The sequence below is a fragment of the Pseudoalteromonas sp. 4NS20-0020 genome (assembly GCF_057554385.1).
The window spans coordinates 375,025-397,128 of the sequence record NZ_BAAJMI010000005.1; the positions used below are offsets into that span (position 1 = coordinate 375,025).

16 protein-coding genes and 1 other RNA gene are annotated in these 22,104 nt (G+C 39.7%); 8 read left to right on the forward strand and 9 right to left on the reverse strand.

From position 1 onward, the window contains the following. Positions 1-201 precede the first annotated feature (201 nt). From AC27JL_RS14910 to AC27JL_RS14920, 3 genes are all read left to right on the forward strand, one after another. Positions 202-1,074 (forward strand): DUF3014 domain-containing protein, encoded by an 873-nt coding sequence (locus AC27JL_RS14910; protein WP_487195939.1) that lies wholly within the window; start codon positions 202-204, stop codon positions 1,072-1,074. A 138-nt stretch (positions 1,075-1,212) separates the two neighbouring features. Beyond that, positions 1,213-1,309, forward strand: an RNA gene (gene ffs / locus AC27JL_RS14915) — signal recognition particle sRNA small type. A gap of 195 nt (positions 1,310-1,504) precedes the next feature. Next, positions 1,505-4,267 carry a response regulator gene (locus tag AC27JL_RS14920; protein WP_487195940.1) on the forward strand — a complete coding sequence of 921 codons (2,763 nt, stop codon included), beginning with the start codon at positions 1,505-1,507 and terminating at the stop codon, positions 4,265-4,267. A 54-nt stretch (positions 4,268-4,321) separates the two neighbouring features. On the opposite strand, the gene AC27JL_RS14925 is transcribed toward AC27JL_RS14920, so the two are convergent. Together AC27JL_RS14925 and zigA are read right to left on the reverse strand one after the other, a co-directional pair. Next, entirely contained in the window at positions 4,322-5,017 is a 696-nt protein-coding gene (locus tag AC27JL_RS14925; protein ID WP_487195941.1) for a DUF1826 domain-containing protein, read from the reverse strand. Next, positions 5,017-6,216: a zinc metallochaperone GTPase ZigA gene (zigA, locus tag AC27JL_RS14930; RefSeq protein WP_487195942.1), complete on the reverse strand. Its 1,200-nt coding sequence runs from the start codon at positions 6,214-6,216 to the stop codon at positions 5,017-5,019. Before zigA ends, AC27JL_RS14925 begins: the two co-directional genes overlap by 1 nt. A gap of 223 nt (positions 6,217-6,439) precedes the next feature. Here zigA and AC27JL_RS14935 point away from each other — a divergent pair, with 223 nt between their 5' ends. Then, positions 6,440-8,575, forward strand: coding sequence for a TonB-dependent siderophore receptor (locus tag AC27JL_RS14935; RefSeq protein ID WP_487195943.1), 2,136 nt, complete (start codon positions 6,440-6,442; stop codon positions 8,573-8,575). Between the two features lie 29 nt (positions 8,576-8,604). Here AC27JL_RS14935 and AC27JL_RS14940 read toward each other — a convergent pair whose 3' ends face one another. From AC27JL_RS14940 to AC27JL_RS14970, 7 genes are all read right to left on the reverse strand, one after another. After that, on the reverse strand, positions 8,605-9,684 hold the full coding sequence (locus AC27JL_RS14940; protein ID WP_487195944.1) for a mechanosensitive ion channel family protein: 1,080 nt from the start codon (positions 9,682-9,684) through the stop codon (positions 8,605-8,607). Positions 9,685-9,786: 102 nt separating this feature from the next. Then, positions 9,787-10,188 carry a DUF6691 family protein gene (locus tag AC27JL_RS14945; protein WP_039038104.1) on the reverse strand — a complete coding sequence of 134 codons (402 nt, stop codon included), beginning with the start codon at positions 10,186-10,188 and terminating at the stop codon, positions 9,787-9,789. Positions 10,189-10,191: 3 nt separating this feature from the next. After that, complete coding sequence (locus AC27JL_RS14950) at positions 10,192-10,605, reverse strand: YeeE/YedE family protein (protein ID WP_039038103.1); 414 nt, start codon at positions 10,603-10,605, stop codon at positions 10,192-10,194. A gap of 1 nt (position 10,606) precedes the next feature. Then, positions 10,607-11,866, reverse strand: a complete 1,260-nt coding sequence (locus tag AC27JL_RS14955) for an OmpP1/FadL family transporter (protein ID WP_487195945.1) — start codon at positions 11,864-11,866, stop codon at positions 10,607-10,609. Between the two features lie 224 nt (positions 11,867-12,090). Continuing rightward, the gene (locus AC27JL_RS14960; RefSeq protein WP_487195946.1) at positions 12,091-13,521 is read right to left on the reverse strand and encodes a sugar porter family MFS transporter; all 1,431 of its coding nucleotides are present in this window, start codon (positions 13,519-13,521) and stop codon (positions 12,091-12,093) included. 36 nt (positions 13,522-13,557) lie between these two features. After that, entirely contained in the window at positions 13,558-14,652 is a 1,095-nt protein-coding gene (locus AC27JL_RS14965; protein WP_487195947.1) for a FecR family protein, read from the reverse strand. Beyond that, positions 14,645-15,217 (reverse strand): RNA polymerase sigma factor, encoded by a 573-nt coding sequence (locus AC27JL_RS14970; protein ID WP_033025389.1) that lies wholly within the window; start codon positions 15,215-15,217, stop codon positions 14,645-14,647. Before AC27JL_RS14970 ends, AC27JL_RS14965 begins: the two co-directional genes overlap by 8 nt. A 355-nt stretch (positions 15,218-15,572) precedes the next feature. Here AC27JL_RS14970 and AC27JL_RS14975 point away from each other — a divergent pair, with 355 nt between their 5' ends. The 4 genes from AC27JL_RS14975 to AC27JL_RS14990 all read left to right on the forward strand — a co-directional run bounded on the left by AC27JL_RS14975 (position 15,573) and on the right by AC27JL_RS14990 (position 21,985). Then, positions 15,573-18,866 carry a TonB-dependent receptor gene (locus AC27JL_RS14975; RefSeq protein WP_487195948.1) on the forward strand — a complete coding sequence of 1,098 codons (3,294 nt, stop codon included), beginning with the start codon at positions 15,573-15,575 and terminating at the stop codon, positions 18,864-18,866. Positions 18,867-18,937: 71 nt separating this feature from the next. After that, positions 18,938-20,494: a tryptophan halogenase family protein gene (locus AC27JL_RS14980; protein WP_487195949.1), complete on the forward strand. Its 1,557-nt coding sequence runs from the start codon at positions 18,938-18,940 to the stop codon at positions 20,492-20,494. Between the two features lie 38 nt (positions 20,495-20,532). Then, entirely contained in the window at positions 20,533-21,273 is a 741-nt protein-coding gene (locus tag AC27JL_RS14985) for a SapC family protein (protein WP_058429470.1), read from the forward strand. After that, entirely contained in the window at positions 21,266-21,985 is a 720-nt protein-coding gene (locus AC27JL_RS14990) for a DUF6445 family protein (protein WP_487195950.1), read from the forward strand. The genes AC27JL_RS14985 and AC27JL_RS14990 overlap by 8 nt, the downstream gene beginning before the upstream one ends. Positions 21,986-22,104: the final 119 nt, after the last annotated feature.

The window sequence follows — 22,104 nt, forward strand, 5'->3', positions numbered from 1 at the left end:
TACTTTATTTATTAACTGTAAGTCTTTAAGCTAGAAGAATCAAAGGTTAACTGTTTATAGAGTTATAACTGTATAATTTAATGCTGAATTCAGCATGTCTAACTTAAGATAACTATTGATTTAATAAAAAACTCGAACAGAATGAATTTAATCCACTTAGCCCACTCTAAGTGATACCGCATTTTTTTTTATGGAGTTCGTATGTCAGACTCACCAGATGTTCAAAAACGCTCAACAAACAGTAACTTACTTTTTGCCATTATTACGCTAATTGTTGTTGCTTGTGTGGTTGCATTTGTATTACTCAAACCAAGTGACGAACCGGTTGCGCGCATAGAAGCAACAGAGCCCGTTAAAGAGCGGCCAATAATGGAACTTAAGCCATTAAATGAACCAGATATAATTGAGCCAGAAGAGCCAACAACAGTTGAACAGCCCGCAGAGCTCGAAGTGCCAGCGCAGCGCATAGTTGAACCCGAATCAGAAGTAGCTACGCTACCTGCCTTAAACGATAGTGATACTATGGTTGTTGCCAAAATTGACGAGTACCTAAGTGACTCTGTGATGAGCCTATTAGTCACTGATGATGTTATTCGTCGAGGTGTTGTTTTTATTGACAACTTAGCTCAAGGCAAAGTAGCTAAAAAACATAATCCTGTTATTAAACCCCAAGAAAGCTTTAGTGTTACCGAAGGGGATATTTTAACAATTGATCCAAATAGTTATGAGCGTTACACACCGTATGTAAAAATTTTTACTAGCATAAGTGCAGCGCAAGTAGTCCGTATGTTTGAAGAGTACCAGCCACTTATTAACGATGCATACACTGAAATTGGTTATGGCGATGACGAGTTTAAACAAACATTGAACGACGCTATCGATTTACTACTTGATACTCCGGAGCCTGAAGGCGCCTTACCACTTTTACGTGACTCAGTAACTTATCAGTATGCGTTTTCAGAGTGGGAGCAACTTCCTGCTGCTCAAAAACAGCTTTTACGCATGGGTCCAGACAACATGAAAAAAGTAAAAGCAGCACTTCGTAATATAAAAGCGCAATTAGAGAGCAAATAACAGTCACAAATTAAATTTAAAAGCCGCGATTGTATATGAAGTATGCAATCGCACCTTCTTTTTTGATTATCCCTTGAATAACACAGTAAAAGTAGAGATAATCTCTTCCGCGCCAACCAAGGCCCTCAATGGTAGTCTTATTGGTCCTCTCGCAACACTAGCAGGCGAACCTGGTCAGGCCCGGAAGGGAGCAGCCACAGTTTGTGACGTGTGTGCCGAGATGTGGCTGGTAAGACTGCCACCCAAATTCCTCATTTGGGTGACTACAGCTAATCAATTTAAAAAACTTTAACCAAATACACACAAGTTTATTTTCTGATATTCCGTATATTTCTGCCATATAGACAACACTTAGATATTGCGCAATAATGAAATAATACGTTAACGTTAACGCTACACATGTTAAATCAGATGCCCAAGGGTTGTTGTAATGTCTCAAAGAAGTAAGTGGGCACTAGCTATTTTATTAGGGTTAATAGGCGGGTTGGTTAACCTTTTACCCCTGTATTTTTTCGATAGTTCTGAATTTTTATTTGGACAATTTTTTGTTTTATGCAGCTTAGTATTCACTGGACTGCGTTATTCCTGCCTTACGCTCGCAATTGTCTCAAGCTTTTTACTCTATAGGTGGGGGCACTGTTGGCCCAGCATAGTTTATTTGTTGGAGCTTTTATGGCTTTATATTTTTTGTTTAAGACGCTCTAAACCTATTTTACCCTTAGGTGCCGTATTTTGGTTTTTAGTTGGGCTGCCTATCATTTGGGGTATAGGCCAGTTTGTAATGGATTTAGCATCGCTAACGCTTATTGTTGCAGTGTTTAAATACCTGGTAAATGCATTAATAAGCTTAGCACTCGTTGATTTGATGAGCATATTTGTTCCCTTTGCTAGTCGTGCTTATCAAGGACGCCCACTAGCCCGTATTCTTAGCTATGTTGTCAGCGTCATTATTGTTTTGGTTGTCCTTATTACAAGTGTTTTTTTAGTGAACGATCATCATTCACGCATAGAGTATGAGGTAAATGCTCAGCTTGAAGAAAAAGCGAAATCAATTAGCACACAGTTGAATGACTATTTACAGTTTCATAAAAACGCGGTGGTAATGAGCAGTGATGCCATAGGTGGTGGAATTACTATACAACAACAGTTAACGCAGTTAATGGATTTATACCCAGGTTTTACTACAAGCTTATATGCAATGCCAAATGGCTATGTAGCTAAAAGTATTCCCAGCACATTATTAGAAGGACTTAGTGAAGAAAAGCGCTTTGTAAACGACCGCCCTTATTTCTCTCAAGCTAAACAGTATCCTCAAGGTTATAGCAGTGGTGTGTTTCAGGGGCGTGGCCTTGGTAATGAACCTATAGTTGCACTTTCTGCGCCTATTTACAGAAATGATGAGTTTTATGGTGTAGTGGAAGGGTCGTTAAAGCTTGAACGTTTAGAGCAATATATACCGAATTTGTTTAACCAAACTGGTGAGCTAATTATACTCGATGCTGAGCAAAGGATTGTTTTTAGCTCATTAGCACAATTTGACATTTTGGCTGACTTTAAAACTTTAGATTTTACGATAAGTAACTTGGGCGATAATCAACTGTTCCGTTCTGTTAATAATGAAGTATTTCATACCAATCAGTATGTTGATACTGTTAGTAAATGGCAGGTCATCACGTTTTACAATCGTAAGCACTTAACAAAGGTAGTAGCAAGTGCTTGGTTACCAACAATATTATTTAGTGCAGTGTTGATATTTTTAGTGGTGTTGTTTATACATCATTTGTCTAACTTATTAGTTCAGCCAATTATTGGTTTAACTAATTTAATGCATGGTTTTGATAAATCAGAAAAACAACATTTTAATACAGAGTCTAGTTGGTACGAAGTACTGCAGCTACAAGAGCAGTTTAAGATGCTGGGAAGTGCGTTAAGGGACTCAATAGAGAGCTTACAAGCGTCTAATATTAAAAATCAGGATCTAAATAAACAGTTAAGCCAATTTAACCAGCAATTGGAAGTTAAAGTGGCAGAGCAAACAGATGAGCTAACAAAAGCAGTTAAATCTGCTAATGAAGCTAATAAAGCTAAGTCACAGTTTTTGGCCAATATGAGTCATGAACTGCGCACGCCTATGAACGGCATCTTAGGTATGGGTGAGGTATTGCTTCGTGATACCACCCTTACCGATGAGCAGCGTGACCTTCTTGAAACACAACAAAAAAGCTCAAAAAATTTACTACAAATATTAAATGATATTTTAGATTTTTCTAAAATTGAAGCTAACGCTATGCAAATAAGCCCCCGTGCTACTTTGCTTGCTCCGTTTATAGAAAATATACACTCGTTATTCTCACCCATTATTCATTCTAACAATGTTGAGTTTATTATTCAGCGCAGCCCAGACTTACCCGATTGCTTAAATGTAGATGACTTACGTTTAAATCAAATAATTATTAACTTATTGTCAAATGCACAAAAGTTTACTCAGGCTGGGTTTGTGCGTTTATCGTTTGATTACAAAGATGAGCAACTGACGGTAAGTGTGTCTGATAGCGGAATTGGGATTGAAAAAGAGCAGCAACTATTACTTTTTAGTGAGTTTACCCAAGCAGATGCTAGCGTAGCTCGTAAGTATGGCGGTACAGGGCTTGGGCTGGCTATTTGCCAAGGTTTGATTAAAAAAATGGAGGGTGAAATAACCCTCAATAGCGTGCCAGGTTTGGGCAGTACGATTAAGTTTTCGATACATGCACCTGAAGCGAAAATTGTCGATTTAGCAAAACGTGTACAAGAGCAATCTTTACCAGATTTGATCAATAAGCATATTTTGCTAGTAGAAGACAATCCGATAAATCGCCAAGTAATTGCAAAAATGCTAGAGCCAACAGCTGTTACTATTACAATGGCAAACGACGGTTTAGAAGCGCTTAAAACATTAAAAAGTAATGTGTTTGATTTAATTTTAATGGACTGTCAAATGCCTAATATGGACGGTTATGAATGTACTATACGCATTCGCGAAAATGAAATAGGGGAAGATAAAAGGGTTCCAATTATCGCTATTACAGCCAATGCATATGAAGAAGATAAGCAGCGTTGTTTAGATGTAGGTATGGATGACTTTATTTCAAAACCGGTTAACTCTCAGGGGTTATATAGTGTTATTGCTAATAACCTTACAAAGATAGGTTAAGTATAATTGATAAAGGCCAGACAAAATATGGCCTTTATGAATGGCGCTTTAATTTTATATAAAATCGAGAGTAAGCAGTAACCTAGGGCTACTCATAGTTGTCGGGATAGGGGGTGAGCGATGCACTAAACCTGCGCCTTCGTTTTCATCCCAGTATTCGCCTTTAAGCAGTGCAACATCGCCTTCGGTTAGCTGGTTAATATTATTTAGGCTATTAAATAAGCCAGACTCCTCATCAGGCTTACCTAAATTACCAGTACCGAGCTTTGAGCGGTTTACATCGCTGTGATTTAACCACTGCGTAGCAACACCTTGATAGGTAGTAACTAGCCGGCACGGAATTTTGTCTACATGAAAACGCGGGCACATAGGTTTATCTAATATTTTTAGCCTTAAACCGGCGCGTTTTAAATCAAACAGGCAGCAAAACATTTCAACCAACAGTGCGATATCTTCACACAGAGCTTTAACTTCATCGCGGTTATTATCTTCTGGCTTAAGCGCTTTTATTAATTGATCAAACGCATCATCGGGCGATACCGCAAGTTCAAGTGGCTTTAAAGCATTTGCGCTAATGAGTGTATTAACTGCATTTGTTAATGTTTGCTCAAGGTCTCTTTGCCAAATAACAATGTTAGTGTCTTGGTTATAAATTTGTGGCAATACATTGGCGTCACACTCTTTAGCTGCTTTTCGGTACAGCGGTTCCGCAGGCTTTATTTGCGCAGTTATTGGGGCTAGGGCATTCATTACTCTTCCTCCCAAATAGGAAACGGGTCGTTATAGGTTCTCCAAAAGTCTTTACCTTTAAGTACGGCATCTTCCGGGAGAAGGCAGTCATCAAGCGCTTTAATCATGGCTTTTTTATCTAACGACTGACCAATAAAAACAAGCTCTTGGCGCATGTCACCAAAGGGCTCTACCCATTTACTGTTTATATCAGCAAGTAGTTCGGGCTCTGTGGGCCAGTCTTTTTTAGGTATTGCTTTATAAAACATGCCTGCAAACCCGTAATGCGCTATACCGCCAGCTTGGCTCCACTGCGCGCAAAATAAAGGACGTGTTGCGAGCCAAAAATAACCTTTAGAACGAATAAGCTTGCCAAATTGCTCGGTGTTGTGCAAAAAGTTATAAAACTTTTCAGGGTTAAATGGGCGGCGCGCAGTGTAATTAAAACTGCCAATACCATACTCTTCGGTTTCGGGAATATGTTCACCACGCATTTCTTTAAGCCAACCCGGTGCTTGTTGGGCACGTTCAAAATTAAATAAGCCGGTGTTTAGCACTTGGTTAATATTAATATGCCCGTTTGATATAGGAATAATGTTAGCTTGAGTGTTAAGCGTATTTAAAATAGCAGTAAGTTTATTTAATTCATTGTTTGTAATTAAATCAGTTTTACTAATTAAAATAACATCAGCAAATTCAACTTGGTCAACAAGTAAGTCGGCAACGCTTCGCTCGTCGTCTTTACCTAACGATTCGCCAGTATCTTGTAAGTCGTTTGCTTGTTCGTAGTCGTTTAAAAAGTTAACGGCGTCAACCACAGTTACCATGGTATCGAGGGTGGCAACATCACCAAGTGAAACCCCGTTTTCGTCGGCAAAGGTAAATGTTTCGGCAACTGGGAGGGGCTCAGATATACCTGTAGATTCAATGACGAGGTAATCAAAACGCCCATCATTGGCAAGCTTGCCCACTTCAATAAGTAAGTCTTCTCGTAGGGTGCAGCAAATACAACCGTTACTCATCTCGACCAGTTTTTCGTTACTGTGATTGAGCGATACACCACTTTTAATTGTTGCGGCATCGATATTTATATCGCTCATATCGTTAACTATTACGGCGACTTTTTTTCCTTGCCTGTTATTAAGAATATGGCTAAGTACAGTAGTTTTACCAGCCCCCAAAAAACCTGATATCACTGTGACGGGCAGTTTATTTATCATTTAATAATCTTACTAAATTGTATTTTTAGATATGTTATATTATATCAATATTGTATTCCAGTAATGCTAATTAATTTATTCAAAGCTGAGTTGCCAATTTAGTGTGTTGCTTGAATACTCTTCATTCGAAAAATAAGGATGAATATGAAATTATTTACATTGCATGTGGTAATGATAGTCGTTATCATTTGCGTTGCCTTGTAATCATCTTCTCTGGATCAACATGTTTAACCAAAAATATTTGGCGCTCAGTATTGCTGCGTCTTTTTCTGCTTTTTCTAATGTGGCATTTGCCGAGCAAAATAACGAAATTGAAACAATTGAAGTAACAGGCCGCGCTCAGCAGTTTTACCTAGAAACCGAAAGTAAAATTGGGACTAAAACGGATTTAGATCTTATTAAATTACCGCAATCTGCACAGGTATTAACCGAGCAGCTTATTATTGACCAAGCCGCGCGCGATATTACCGATTTATACCGTTCAATAGCCGGGGTAAGTGAGTATAGTTATTCAGGCGTTACTTTTCGTGGTTTTAGAGACGATGCCAATGTATTTTACGATGGCGTCCGCGGCGACCCGTATTCGGGCTTTGGTGTACCACAATTATTTAATGTAGCGCGTGTAGAAGTATTAAAAGGCCCAGCCTCTGCGTTATATGGTGGTGGTGAGCCAGGCGGTATGATCAACTATGTGACTAAAAAGCCTTCGTACACGCAAAGCAAAGAGCTAAAGCTAACGCTTGGCAATTACAACACACGTGGTGCATCACTTGATATGACCGGCGGTTTAACCGACACCGTGGCGTATCGTATAGGTGGTTATTACGAGGAGCAAGACAGCTTTCGTAATAATGCAGATTCAAAAAACAGTGAGTTTACCGCTGGTTTATTATTTGATTTAACAGATTCAACCACACTCACTACAAGTGTTGACTACATCAAGCAAGACTTAGGGGGTAACCGTTTACGTGGTGTACCGGTAGGTGATAACGGTAATTTTTTAGTTGACCCTAGATACAACGCAAACGAATCATTTGACTATCAAGACATGGAAGCGTTAGTGCTGCAAGGTAAGCTAAAGCATTACTTTAATGATGATTTTTCTGTAAGTAGCACACTTCGTTACATGGATAACGAGCGTGACCAAGCTTACCATGAGTCGCAAAACTGGGTAGATGCAAACGGTGATGGTGAAGCAAACATTGATGACGAAACTATTAAACGCGAATACCGTAAGCAATACCGCGCCAACGAAGAAACAAGCTTAACCACCGACTTTGTTTATAGCTTTGAGCAAGGCCAATTAGCACACCAAGTATTATTTGGCGGCGACTACCACATAGTTGATACCGAGTACGATTACTTACGTGCCCGTTATGAAGCAGACGGTGTGGCTAACTTAAACATATTTGACTTAAATTACGGCGAAACCGACCCACGTACTTATAACCTGACAGACATGAACCGCGATGGTGTTGAAACCGACCGTTTTGGTGTTTACGTACAAGATGTTGTAAGCATTAACGAGCAATGGACCGTGATTGCCGGCCTGCGCTATGACCATTTTAAAGAGCTAAACAAAGAAACCGGTTACAGTTACTCAGATAACGATGTAACACCGCGCGTGGCTGTTACATACCAACCTGTTGAAAACACATCGGTATACATAAATTACTCAGAAAGCTTTAACCCCGCATCATCAGGCGATCAAGAAGATGTAGAGGGCGAGGGCAATTTAACCCCAGAAACCGGTAAACAAACCGAAATTGGTATGAAAAACCAATGGTTAGATGGCAAAATTATGAGCACCTTTGCTATTTACCAAATTAATAAAGAAAACGTGGTAATGAGCAACCCTGACGACACTGGCGCGGGTGATGGCATTGCAGCACTTTTAAATATTGGTGAGGTAGAAAGCCGTGGGTTTGAAACAACGCTGGTGGGCGATTTAACCGAATACTGGACGCTCACTGCTAACTACGCCTATAACGATACGCTAGTTGTTGAGGGAGTAACGGGCGATACTATTTCAAGCACCTACGGTGATGGCTCTCGCTTTGCTAATGCGCCGCGCCATCAGGCTGGTTTATGGTCGCGTTTTGCGCTTGATAGCATCGACTCGTCTATAGCATTTGGCGCAAATTACGTAAGCGAGCAAATAAGCCAAGATGGCCAAAAAGTTAAACCATTTACCGTATTCGACATGAGCTGGACTACCCGCTTTGACGATGTGTTATTAAGTGTAAATATTAATAATCTATTCGATAAAAAATACGCAGTAAGTGGCTTTAGTGAGCGTAACGGTCACTTCCCGGGCAGCCCACGAGAATTAGTAGGCCAAGTAACCTATAAATTTTAAAGCAATTTAAGCGCGAGCTTATCTCGCGCTTAATTTTTATCGCTATTAAAATTAGCGGCTTCTTGCGCTGTGTTAATAGCTGTAATAGGAAAGGGGATCACAATACCTTCTTGGTTATAGCGTTTATGTAGCGCTTTAATAAAAGCAGATTTAACCCAAAACCGATTAAAGTATTCTTTTGCGCGCAGCATTACGGTAAAGTTAATGCTTGAGTTATCAAAGGTGTGATACACCACAAAGGTATTGTAATCATCAACGCCCCACTCATGGTCAATCAGTACTTGGCGCGCAACTTCAAGCGTTACTTGTTCTACAAATTCTAGGTCTGAGCTGTAATGAACGCTTACATCAACAGGTACACTCAGCTCTTTTTCGGGGTAAAAGTAATTAATAATACGCGATTTAGAAAGCTGACTATTAGGAATAATAATCATATTATTTGGCAGCATTTTAACCCACGTAGAGCGCCAACCAATTTTTTCTACAAAGCCTTGCTCCTTTGACTCAAGCTCAATAAAATCACCTACGCGTATGGGTTTATCTATAACGAGCTGTACGCCCGAAAAAAAGTTTTCAAGAGTGGGTTGCAGAGCAAGTGCCACCGCCAATGACGTAATACCAAGAGATGCAATAATAGGTGTAATTGAAATACCCAATGTGCCTAATAAAACCAACAACCCTACTGAAAACAATGTAACGCGAATAACCCCCTTAATAATACTTTGAGAATTGAATATAACGGCTGATTGTTTAGCGTAGTGATTAACCGTGCCAATAATAAAGTGATTTAAAAAGAAAATAAGCGCAAGTAAAGCTAATACAATATTGATGCTGTTGAACGGAATTCGCTTCGCTAACTCGGGGTCAATAACGAATGTATCGTGCTCCAAAATGGTGATTAGCACAATAAATGTGCAAAGTGTGAGTGGTTTAGATATTGAATCAAGAAGTAGGGTATCGAATGTAAAAGTGGTTTTTGATGTCCACTTTTTTAACCAATACATTATAAAAAAACGAATAAAAAACAAGAGTATAGTTATGAGTAAAAGGTAAGCTACTGTACTCAACCAAGGGGTGTTGTTAATAACGTCAAGCGTATTTTTGAACATAACTTAAACCTAATAAATATATTTATATTTATTACAGCAAGTTATGTACCTATGTTTAGAATAAAAAAGGTGTATTGCCGAGACAAGCTCGGCAATAGTGGATTATATTTTTTTGGCCAACCACATTCCACCCAGTACCGAGGCAAAAAACAGCCAAAACTCCATTTTGAGTGACACTAATTGAACCAAGCCAGGGCCTGGACATATACCACTCAATCCCCACCCTAAACCAAACAAAACAGAGCCCGTAATTAATCTACGATCTACATTTTTTAGATTACTCAGGCTAAATGTTTCACCAAAAAATGGGCTGTCTTTTTTAGAAACCCAAAACCACGCCAACATCATTATTCCCATGGCTACCGCCATTACAATAATTAAACTGCCATCCCAGTTCTCGCCAAAGGTTAAAAAGTTGAGTACTTTATCAGGGTTAGTCATTCCACTAATAATAAGGCCTAAGCCGAAAATAAAGCCTAAAAACACCGATGTAATTGCTTTCATGTTTTATCCAATTAAGTTAGCAGTGATAACGGCAACAAGCATAAACACACATGTTGAAACCCAAGAGCGAGTAGAAAAACGCGACATGCCACACACGCCATGCCCGCTTGTACAACCATTAGCAAGTGAAGTACCTACACCCACTAAAAGTCCCGCTACAATAATTAACCAAGAGGGTATATTTAAATCGCCCTCTAATAGTTCAGGTGCAATAAATGAGGTAGCAACGCCGGCAATTAGTAAGCCTGCAATAAAGCATACTTTCCATACATTATCGGGTTTTAATGGGGTGAACAACGATTTAACTAATCCTGAAATACCTGCTACTTTGCCAAATAAAACCAGTAATAGTGCGCAGGCTATACCTATTAAAGCACCGCCTAAAGCGGCTGAAATGGGCGTAAATTCGGTTACCATTTTAAATTCCCCAAACAATAGATACACCAACACCAGACTGCTGCATTTCAATTGATAATTGTTGATTAGGCGCTAAAAAGTTTGCACCCGATACTTTTTTAGCTGGCGAGTAAAAAGCCATAGCGTTTAATTGTACTTTTTCGCTAACTTCATGACTAAAACCTGTTGTAAAATGCCACTCTTGTACACCCGGCGCTAAAATATTAAATAACACCTCAGACGATGGAATAGGCTGTTGCGTGAATGAAACACCAAAGCGAATTTTTTGTTTTGCAGTGCGCTGCCACTGATAGCCTAATTTATATATATCCATATCTTCCCAGCCAAACCCTGCACCTGCGCTTGCACCTAAAGGTGCAGACATTAAGTTACTCATTGGATTGGCAATGCTTTTAACTTCACTGTAGTTTATTTTTTGCCAATCAAATACAACCTGGTTTGTAGGCGTTAACTTATAAGCGGCACCAATTTGAATCGAGCTTGGTAAATCAAAGCCACCGTTTTCTGCGAATAAACCTTTATAGCTATCAAACTCTTCCATAGACACCGATGAGCGGTAACTGGCACCCCAGCTAAACGATGTGCCTACGGTTTGAGTTATACCCACTTGTACACCTAAACCTGTGCTGGTGTCGGTGCCATTATTTGTAAGCGCTTGGGGCGATTGCGAAAAAGGCGCAAAGTTTCCAAGGCCTGTCGCTTTAAACTGTTGAACAACATAAATAGGTGAAACCCCCACTTTTGTTTGCTCATTTAACTGATAGTTAATAGTTGGGCTAATAAACATCTGCTTTAAATCAACGCCAGTCGTGCCAGCATAAAATGTGCCTTCGGGTTCTGACTCGGCGTTGTAGTCGGTGTTCATGCCGCCATTGCCGTAAACTAATAAGCCAATATTTATTTTGTCATTGAGCTGGTGGCCAATGGCAAATTCAGGAATAGCAAATAACGTGTTATCACTTTTTTGGGTTTTTGCTTCAAGATAAAGCGCATTAGGATAAAACGTACCTACAGATGAAGCTGTGTATTTTCTATCAGGTGAAAATAACTCTAACCCAACTGAAATTTCAGTGTCATTTACATTAAAGCTAGCAGGATTATTTGCACCCGACATCAACTCTTCCGATATCGCAACACCCGCACCCGCCATGCCTTTGTGGGTCATGCCATAACCATGAGTAAAATACCCATTGGTAGCAAGTACGTTAAAAGAACCTAGGGTAAAGGTTAGGGCCAAACCAGATACTAACTTATTTTTCATTTTGACAGACATACGTAGTTGGAAAAGGCGGACAATAGCTAATTTTCTATATTCAAAAAAGGAATTTAAATCGATTACTTATAGTAAAAAGGAATATTAAGGGTGGGTAGTGAATCCAATATTTAGCGCAGTAACTTCTTAATCCTTGCATACAACTGTTGAATCAATCATTTAACTAAAAAACACAAAGCGGTGAAAGGGTTCACCGCTTTTTATTTTGCTAATTACATAGACTCAAGTGTTTTACCACGGGTTTCAGTAATGTATTTAGCCACAAAAAATATGCTAATAAGTGCCGATAACGCATAAAAGCCGTACGCACCTGCAAGGCCAATATTAGCGAGCATAATAGGGAAGGTCATGGTAATGGCGAAGTTAGCAATCCACTGTGCGCTTGCCGCAACAGCAAGCGCTGCACCACGAATTCGGTTATTAAACATTTCGCCTAATAACACCCACACAACAGGGCCCCAACTTAAGCCAAAAAATACCACAAATAAGTTAGCCATTATAAGCGCAAACGTCCCCATGTTATCGCTAAGTGCAAGCTTGCCTGCTTCATCAAGGCCTGCGCTGCCAAATATATAAGTAAGCGCACTTAAACTAACAAACATGCCTACACTGCCTACAAGCAATAGTGGTTTACGGCCAATTTTGTCAACAAGGGCAATAGCAATAAAAGTCGATACAACATTCGTGGTGCCCGCTAATACATTTATAAATAACGATTGCGACTCGTCAAACCCAGCGGCTTGCCAAAGCTCAGAGCCGTAATAAAACACCACGTTAATACCTACAAATTGCTGAAATACGCTAAGCGCAACACCCGCCCATACAATAGGGTGTACCTTTTTACTGCCATCAATAAATAAATCACGAATACTTGGCTTTTTATCACTGTGCAAGGAGCGTTTAACATCGCTTATTTGGGTATCTAGGTTGTTGTTAGATATTTTACTAAATACCGTTTTTGCATCGTCTACTTTACCTTGCGCCACTAAATAACGAGGCGACTCAGGAATAAACAACACCCCCACTAAAAATAGTATTGCAGGCACCAGCTCAGCCCAAAACATCCAGCGCCAAGCGGCTATATCAAACATTAAAATATTTTGCGCGCTGCCTGCTGCATCAGCAATTAAATAGTTACTTAAAAACGCAGCAAACAAACCCAATACAATAGCGAGTTGTTGAAGTGTAGCTAAACGACCTCGAAGGGCTGGTGGCGCAATCTCTGCAATATAAGCTGGCGCCAGTACTGATGCAGCACCAATACCTAAACCACCAAATAAGCGATAAAAAATAAATTCAGCCGAGCTTTCGCTAATGCCCGAGCCAAAGGCACTAATAGCAAAAATAATCGCGGTGATGATCATAATTGCACGGCGTCCGAACTTATCCGCCAGCGGCCCTGCTGCAAGCGCACCCACGGCGCACCCTAATAATACCGATGCCACATTAAAGCCCGTAGCTACTCCACTGGAATTAAAGGCATTACCGAGCGCCGACACTGTGCCGTTAATAACGCCCGAGTCAAAACCAAATAAAAAGCCACCAATAGCAGCCACTGCCGATATAAAAATTACATAAAAAAGAGAGCATGTGCCCAATGTGTGCGCCGAGCTATGACTGCTCGGCGAGATAGGTGATGTCATAATTGTGTGTCCTGGTTTTTATTATTGTGTACTTTACTAAATTGAGACGTGTGGTGCAGCGTATTTTAGACGAATTTTATCAGGGCTAACTCTCTCATAATCAATATTAAAATTATTGTTTAATACTTCTAATAGTCCTTTAATATCGCCCGTTTTAAACATGCCAGCTACTTGTACTTGTTTGAGACGGTCATCTTCTGAAAGCTCAAAATCTATATTTGTATAGCGGCTGATTTCAGCCATTGCTTCAGCAAGTGATTCACCTCTAAATATTAAGCTACCTTTGCGCCAAGATAATCTAGCGGCTACATCCATAGGATCAACTTTTTCGACCGCTTTAGCAATTTTACCTTTAAAGCTTAAATCAAGTTTTTCTCCCTTTGACACCGAAGTTGAACTATTTGATAAATACTGTCCTTGTTTATTAGTCCCCAGGGAAAGGTTGGGTAACGATTCGGCTTTTTGCTCTGCAACAAGGACTTTGCCATCTGTCACAATGAGTTCTATTTGCTTTTGACCTACTTCTACATTAAATGCAGTACCAACAGCCTGAATAACTTTATCACCAGCGATAACACTTAAAGGACGCATTTTATCGTGAGCTACGTCTATATGAATTTCGCCACGCAGTAAATTTATTACGCGAGAGTGTTGGGTATACCTCACTTGAACGAAGCTATTTGTGTTTAAGGTGATTTTGCTTTTATCAGAAAGCAGTATGTCCTTACTTTCACCTACGTCGGTTTGAAAATTAAGTTGTTTAGCAACCACTGCTGACTGATTAACTGGGTAAAAAAATGAAAAGTTAAACGCTTCTTGAAAAAGGCTAAGTGCAACCGCTAATAAAATAGAAGCAGCAGTTGCACCCAACCACATAGGGAGACGTTTTTGTTTTACTGGTGTTTGTGGAAATAAATCTGACAAACGACTGAGGTCGTCCATTTTATCCCACAGCTTTGCTACCTCAAGTAACACTTCTACATTTTTATAAGATTGTGCTAACCATTGCTTTAGCGCTTGCTCTTCAGATTTAGTCAATCCACGATCAAGTTTAGCCAGCCACTCACTGGCTTCATCAAGGCGCGAATCGTCGCTAGTGTTTCGCTCGTTTATGTGATGAATATTAGTCATTCCTACCTCCTGCATTTAGCTGGGAAGAAGTATTTGGTTGCTCATAAACACTTTTTTTAGATTGACGCATAAATTGCGTACAACGTTTCATGCCTGTTGCTATATGTTTTTCCACGGTACTTTCACTAAGGTTTAATTGAGCAGCAATTTCTCGCTGCGAATAACCATACACTTTTTTTAATACAAACACTTTGCGGCACTGCACAGGTAAAAGCCGTATGGCTTCACAAAAATTAGAAAACTCACTATCGGTTAGTGCTTTTTCATACATTTCGTCTTGCTGATGCTCCGCTAAGAGTTGCTCTAACGCTTCCATGTTGTCGATCCCATCGACTAGGCGTATATTGGCTTGCTTTTGGTAATCGAGCGCTAAATTTCGCGCCGTTTTATAAATAAAAGATTTTGGTGAGCTTATGTTTTCAGTGTTTTTAATCTGACAAATTCGCACATAAGTTTCTTGCACTATATCTTCAATTTCATGTGGAGGCACTATGCGTGCAACTACATTTGAGAGACTTTTGCGCGAGGCCAAATAGACCTTATAAAAAAGTGTGTCTTTCGTCATTTAGTGTGTGTCTCGTGTGTGTGTTTACGGCAATTATTGTTATTGTTTTGCCACTACAAACTAAGACGAATGGTAAGAAAAAATCCGCCATTAAATTTAAAAAATAAATCAGCATTTTATTTTTTAAATTTAATGTTCATTAACCGCACGGGGCATAAAGCTTGTAATGTAAAGGCGAAGTGTACTACAGTTTTTTTCATTACAAATACCTCACCAGGTACTGATTATTCATTTTAAAAACTTTAACTTTTTAATTAATAAGTAAAAAATGGCAATTTGGACTGTATTTTTAATCGTTTAAAAATACAAGTAAACGCGCTAACAATAAAAATAATCAAGGCAAAAACAAATTAGCATGGCAAGTCAAAAAAATAATTTATTTAAAAAAAATAAAAAATATTTATGGAGGAAAATAAAAAGTCACTCGTCTTTGTTCAGTGTATGGCCAAAAACTATACACAAGGAATATGTGCATTTGCCGCTTTGTTTACCAATTTATGTGCTGGTTTTTAGCTTATTCACCACCGAGGTAAAAGCGAGCCCTGTAAACGATAAAGCAGTGTTTAATATTCCCAGACAAAGGGCCGATTTATCGCTAATAAATTTTGCCGAGCAAGCCGATATTACTTTGCTTTTTCCGCTGGATAAAATTCAGCAGTTACAAACAAATACTATTGCTGGCGAGTATTCAATAATAAACGCATTACAGATTTTACTCGATGGCACAGGGTTGCAACCGCATGTTAGCGAAGATGGGCAAATATCTATTTTAATAGATCCAAGCTTCGAGAGAACTGACAACATGGCTAACTATAAAAAAAATGGCGTGTCGAGTGCTGTACTAGCTGTACTAAGCACAATGACAACGCTCCCTGCAGTAGCAGAGACAGCAGCACAAGAACCAGAAATAATTGAAGTACGCGGAATTAGAGGCTCGCTTGGCCGAGCTATGGATGCCAAAAGAGAAGCGGGTGGCGTGGTTGACTCCATTTCAGCTGAAGATATTGGTAAATTTCCTGACACAAATTTAGCTGAGTCTTTACAGCGTATTACAGGGGTTTCAATAGACCGTTCAGGCGGTGAAGGGCAGCTCATTACAGTACGTGGGTTTGGCCCTCAGTTTAATACAGTGCTTGTAAATGGACGCCAAATGGCCTCTGAAAATCAAAGCCGTGCGTTTAGTTTTGATACCATTGCATCAGAGCTGGTTAAAAGCTTAGACGTATTTAAAACCTCAACAGCCACAAAGCAGTCAGGTGGTATTGGTTCAACAGTCAATGTAAATACAGCGCGCCCATTTGCTATTAATGGCTTTAAAGTTGCGGGCAGTGTTAAGGGTATTTACGATGAAAATAGTGAAGAAACCACACCTGAGATATCTGGGTTAATCAGCAATACGTTTAATGATGACACACTGGGTGTGTTATTTGCTGTTTCTCGCCAAGAGCGCGAAACACGCTTAAACCAGGCGCAGGTAGATGGCTGGTTAGAAAATGTAGGCGTCCCAAACCCGCAAACTCAAAGCGGGCAAGCATACACCGGTAATATTTTTTCGCCGCGTAACTATGATCATAAAGTTACTACAGAAACACGTACACGTACTAATGCAAATTTAGTTATACAGTATGCACCCTCAGATGATTTAGTCATAACAGCTGATGGGCTTTATTCTGATTTCGATGTAGAAGCAGACACCACGTCATACGGGCATTGGTTTACAGCGCCAAACATAGAAGGCTTTGGCGGAGCTGCAGGCCCAACCGTAGACGAAAATGGTACTGTGGTTGATTTATATCAAGAGGTAGGCCTTGCTACTGATATGCATGCTAAAAAGTTTGATCGCTTAACAAGCTCTAGCGCATTAGGTTTAAACTTTGATTGGCATGTAAACGATAATTTAAATATGAAATTTGATTTAAGCCACTCAAAGGCTGAGCGTGAGGCTAATAACGGTGGTGGCGATCAGCTGTCCTTGATTGGCTATGCTAACCGAGTTCGATTTGAAGTAGATGGCGGCATACTACCTTACGCAAGTGAGTTTGCCTCTGCTAATCCCAATATTTACAGCGGTCAGCAAGAGCTTGACGGTGTTGCCTATAACCCTGCTGTTACGCCCGATGGCGTATCAAACCATTTAGATACCGCCAATAGCCGAGCACATGTAATGCTACGCCGTGGTTGGGCTGTAGAAGATACCGTGGATCAATTTCGCTGGGATAACATTTGGTATAACGATGGCACCTCTGGCCTAGTTTCGGTCAAATTTGGCGCTATGTATTCAACAGAAACTAAAAACCTTGATCGTTGGGACAACGAAGGTGTTGGTATTCACTGTACTTTTTGTGGTTACCCGGATGATCCAAGTATGGATGGCTTAGCGCAATTCGTATTTGACGCAGGGGATGACTTTTTAGGTGATGTAAGCGGCAGCGGTCGAATGCCAACGTCATGGCTTGCACACGATGGCGAGGCAAACTTTGCTTACCTTGAGCAAATAGCTGCGGCGAATGGTCAGCCTATTAGTTTTGACGCAGTTAAACGTAATAAGTCGTTTGAGATCACTGAAGATACGTTCTCGTTTTATACAGAGTTCGACTTTGAAGCTGAACTTGCAGGCATGCCTTTATACGCAACAGCGGGCTTTAGATACGAAAGCACTGATGTAAAAGTAAAGGGCACAGATGAGCCGGTTAGTGCATTAACCATTTTAGATAAAACAGAAATGCTCGCTAACTTTGGCGCTGTAGAAAATATTTCAGCAAGTTCAGATTACGAAGCGATTTTGCCTAACTTTAGTGTAAAGCTTGAAATAAGTGATGAGATAATAGCACGTGCTGCGGTATCACAAACAATTACACGGCCAACGCTCGATAGTATGTCGCCTGTAACAGTAATTGAAACAACTCGTCAAGGCGGCAATTTAACATCAAGCTCTGGTAACCCTGCGCTTGAGCCATTTACCTCTGATAATTTAGATTTATCATTAGAGTGGTATTACGCTGATGCCAGTTATTTATCTGCGGGTTACTTTAGAAAAAATGTTGCTAACTTCATTATTAATACGACCGAAGACTTAACTTTTGAGTTGTCTGATGGCGGATTGTTAACTGACCCCTCTACAGGTAACGATGTAGATAACCCTGATGCTGCCGACTCTACGGCTGTATTCACTAATACATTGCCCAATAATAGCGAATCGGCGATTGTTGATGGCTGGGAAGTCGCCTTACAACATAGTTTTGATAGTGGCTTTGGCTTTATGGTTAATGCAACATTTGTAGACAGCGATGCAGAGTTAGACTCTGCAGATATAACTCAAGTTTTTGCATTAACAGGCTTAAGCGACTCTTATAATGTGGTTGGCTTTTATGAGAATGGGCCATTTCAAGCGCGTTTAGCTTATAACTGGCGCGATAGCTTTGTACAGTCACTAACACAGCTAAATGGCGATGGTGTAACCATTGTAGAAGATTACGCACAACTTGATGCTAGCGGCAGCTATGACATTACCGAAAATGTATCGGTATTTTTTGAAGGTATTAACTTAACCGAAGAATACGTGCACAAGCGTGGTCGTTTTTCTAATCAATTATTGTTGGTTGAAGATAGCGGACGACGTTTTGCGTTAGGTATTCGCGGTAGTTTTTAACTTTAATTAATAAAGTGGCTTTTACAATTAGTAATAGCCACTTTTTCAATATGCCTTTATAGGTAACAAGTATGAACCAGCAAAATAAAAAAATAAAAACAGTGGTTGTCGTTGGTGGTGGTATAGCGGGCTGGCTAACAGCCGGACGATTAGCGGCGCACCACAAAAGTAATACCCCGGATGGCCTTAATGTTGTTCTCGTTGAGTCTCCAAATGTACCAATTATAGGTGTTGGGGAAGGTACTTGGCCTACCATGCGCAGTACATTAATAGCACTTGGTATTAGCGAAACTGATTTTATACGCGAGTGTGAAGCAAGCTTTAAGCAAGGTGCAAAATTCGCCAAGTGGGTGGATGGGAGCAATGATGATTTTTATTACCACCCATTAGTTTTGCCACAGGGCTTTTCAAAAACAGATATGGCAGGGCATTGGTTAAATAATGCCGCTGAGTCCACGTCTTTTTCAAATGCAGTGTGTTACCAAGAAGCTATTTGTGAGCAAGGGCTTGCCCCTAAAACAATTCGCACCCCAGAATATGCTGCTATAGCTAATTATGCCTACCACTTAGACTCGGCAAAATTTGCCGTTTTTTTACAAAAACATTGCACGCAGGAACTTGGTGTTAAACATATTTTGGCTGATGTAACACAGGTTAATAATGCTAAAAATGGCGATATTGCAAGTGTTACTACAAAGCAACAAGGTAAAATTAGCGGTGATTTATTTGTTGATTGCACCGGCTTTTCATCATTGTTATTAGGCGAGCATTATAGGGTTCCTTTTATGCCTTGCGATGATGTGCTGTTTATCGATACCGCCTTAGCAGTGCAAGTCCCTTATGAGAATGAAGATGAGAGCATTGCATCCCACACAATCTCAACAGCGCAAGAAGCAGGTTGGATATGGGATATAGGGTTACAACACCGCCGTGGTGTAGGTTACGTGTATTCGAGTAAATATAGTAGCGAAGCTGAAGCACGAGAAAAGCTCAAAGCGTATGTTGGCGATAAAATAGAGTCGTTAACAATTAGAAAAATCCCTATTAAAAGCGGCCACCGCTCACACTTTTGGCAGAACAACTGTGTTGCGGTTGGGCTTTCAGCTGGTTTTTTAGAGCCGCTTGAAGCCTCTGCATTGGTATTAGTTGAAATGTCAGCACAGATGATAAGCGAACAACTCCCCCAGACCCGCGATATTATGGATATTACCGCCAAACGCTTTAACGAGACGTTTACCTATAGGTGGGAAAAAATAATCGACTTTTTAAAACTGCATTATATTTTATCAAACCGTGACGATAACGCATTTTGGCGTGATAACAGAGACCCAAAAACGATTCCTCAAAGCTTACAAGATCTAATGAAGTTGTGGCAATACCGCGCTCCTGCTGATCACGACTTTACAAGTAATAATGAGGTGTTTCCAGCGGCCAGTTATCAATATGTTTTATACGGCATGGGCTTTAAAAGTGATTACAGCACAACTGCCTATATGCTTAAAGACACTGTTTTCGCTAAAAGTCAGTTTGATAAAAATAAGAGCATGATAAACCAAGCAGTCACTAACTTACCTAGTAACCGAGAGCTACTTAATAAAATTAAGCACCATGGTTTTAGTGCTATCTAGTTTAAAAAATTACACATAAAAACAATAAAGAGACACGCATGGAAAATTTAGTCGCATTAGAGCAAAGTGCTCATCAGCATATAAAAATAGATACACAAAAAGCACAATCACACGCTAAAAATCTTAATATGATCCCCGTAGTTATGGCGGAGCTTAGCCAAATTGCCGTTCAGCAGCCTATAGTTTTTGCAAAAAACTCAGAAACAGGCGAGTTTACACTCAATGCTTTATTAGGCTTTGAGCAACATGAGAACTTGTTTTATCAGCAATCACAGTGGCAGGGCGTATATTTACCGCTTCAGTTACAGCGTCAGCCATTTTTTGTTGGTGATACGCATTCGCAGCAGACGCAATACCCTGTGTGTATTAATTTAAACAGCCCTGCAGTAGTTGATAACTCTGCGCAAAGCGAAAATAATTTAGAACCAATTTATACCCAAAGCGCAGAAGAAAGTGGCTATTTTAAACAAATAAAGCAGTGTTTAGGGCATTTACTACAAGGCGAAATAGACAATAAAAAGTTAATTGATGCGTTGTTAAAGTATGAACTACTACAGCCATTATCGCTTGAAGTAACGTTTGAAAATAACAAAAAAACAAAGTTAAACGGCCTATACACTATTAATCAAGAAAAGCTCTCACAACTTAATAGTGATCAAATTACGCTTTTACATCAAAGTGCTTTATTACCTGCCATTTATACAGTAATAACCTCACTTGGTCAGATATACCCATTAATAGAGCGTAAAAATGCGGTGCTTAATTTAGCCGATGATTGATTTTACACTTAACAAAAATATGGTGTTACACATACACACTGTAGGGGAGGAAAAAAACCCAATAATTGTTATTGATGATTTTGTTAATAATGTAGATGCGCTAATTAATTTTGCTGTGTTTTCTGAAAATACGAGGGAAACATTTTACGCACAAGAAAGTGATTTTTATCCAGGAGTAAGAAAAGCAGCACCGCTTAGTTATATAGAGCAGCTAAAAGCACTGTCGCCAATTATTAATTCACACTTTAATATGGTAGATAAAAGCGAGTTTGATGTAATACTTTCTGCCTTTTCAATTGCATGCACTGAACCTGATAAACTCAGGCCAATACAAATGCTTCCCCATTTTGACACACCTAATATGAAGCAACTTGCTATGGTGCATTTTTTATGTGATGAAACACATGGGGGTACTTCATTTTATAAACATAAAGCCCTGGGGTATGAACGCATAACAAAAGAGCGACTTATCCCTTATAGGCAAGCTATAAAGCAACAAGCCATGGCACAAAAGCTTCATAAAAACCCACATTATATAAATGGCAGCACAGCTTTGTTTGAGCAAATTTTCAGTGTAGAGGCAAAGCTAAATCGGGTTGTTATATATCCAAGCAACTTATTGCATTCTGGTAATATAAATGCGGCTAACGGTTATGATCGCGATCCAATTAATGGGCGTTTAACTATTAGTAGCTTTGTGGTTCTGTGCTGACTATTAATGTGTTGTTTGCAGCGGGTAGACGCTAATTCATATATCTTAAAGTTATAAAAGGGGATTTATTGCCACCTCTTTTATAAAATAAAACACTTTAAATTTACCTAAAATGTTAA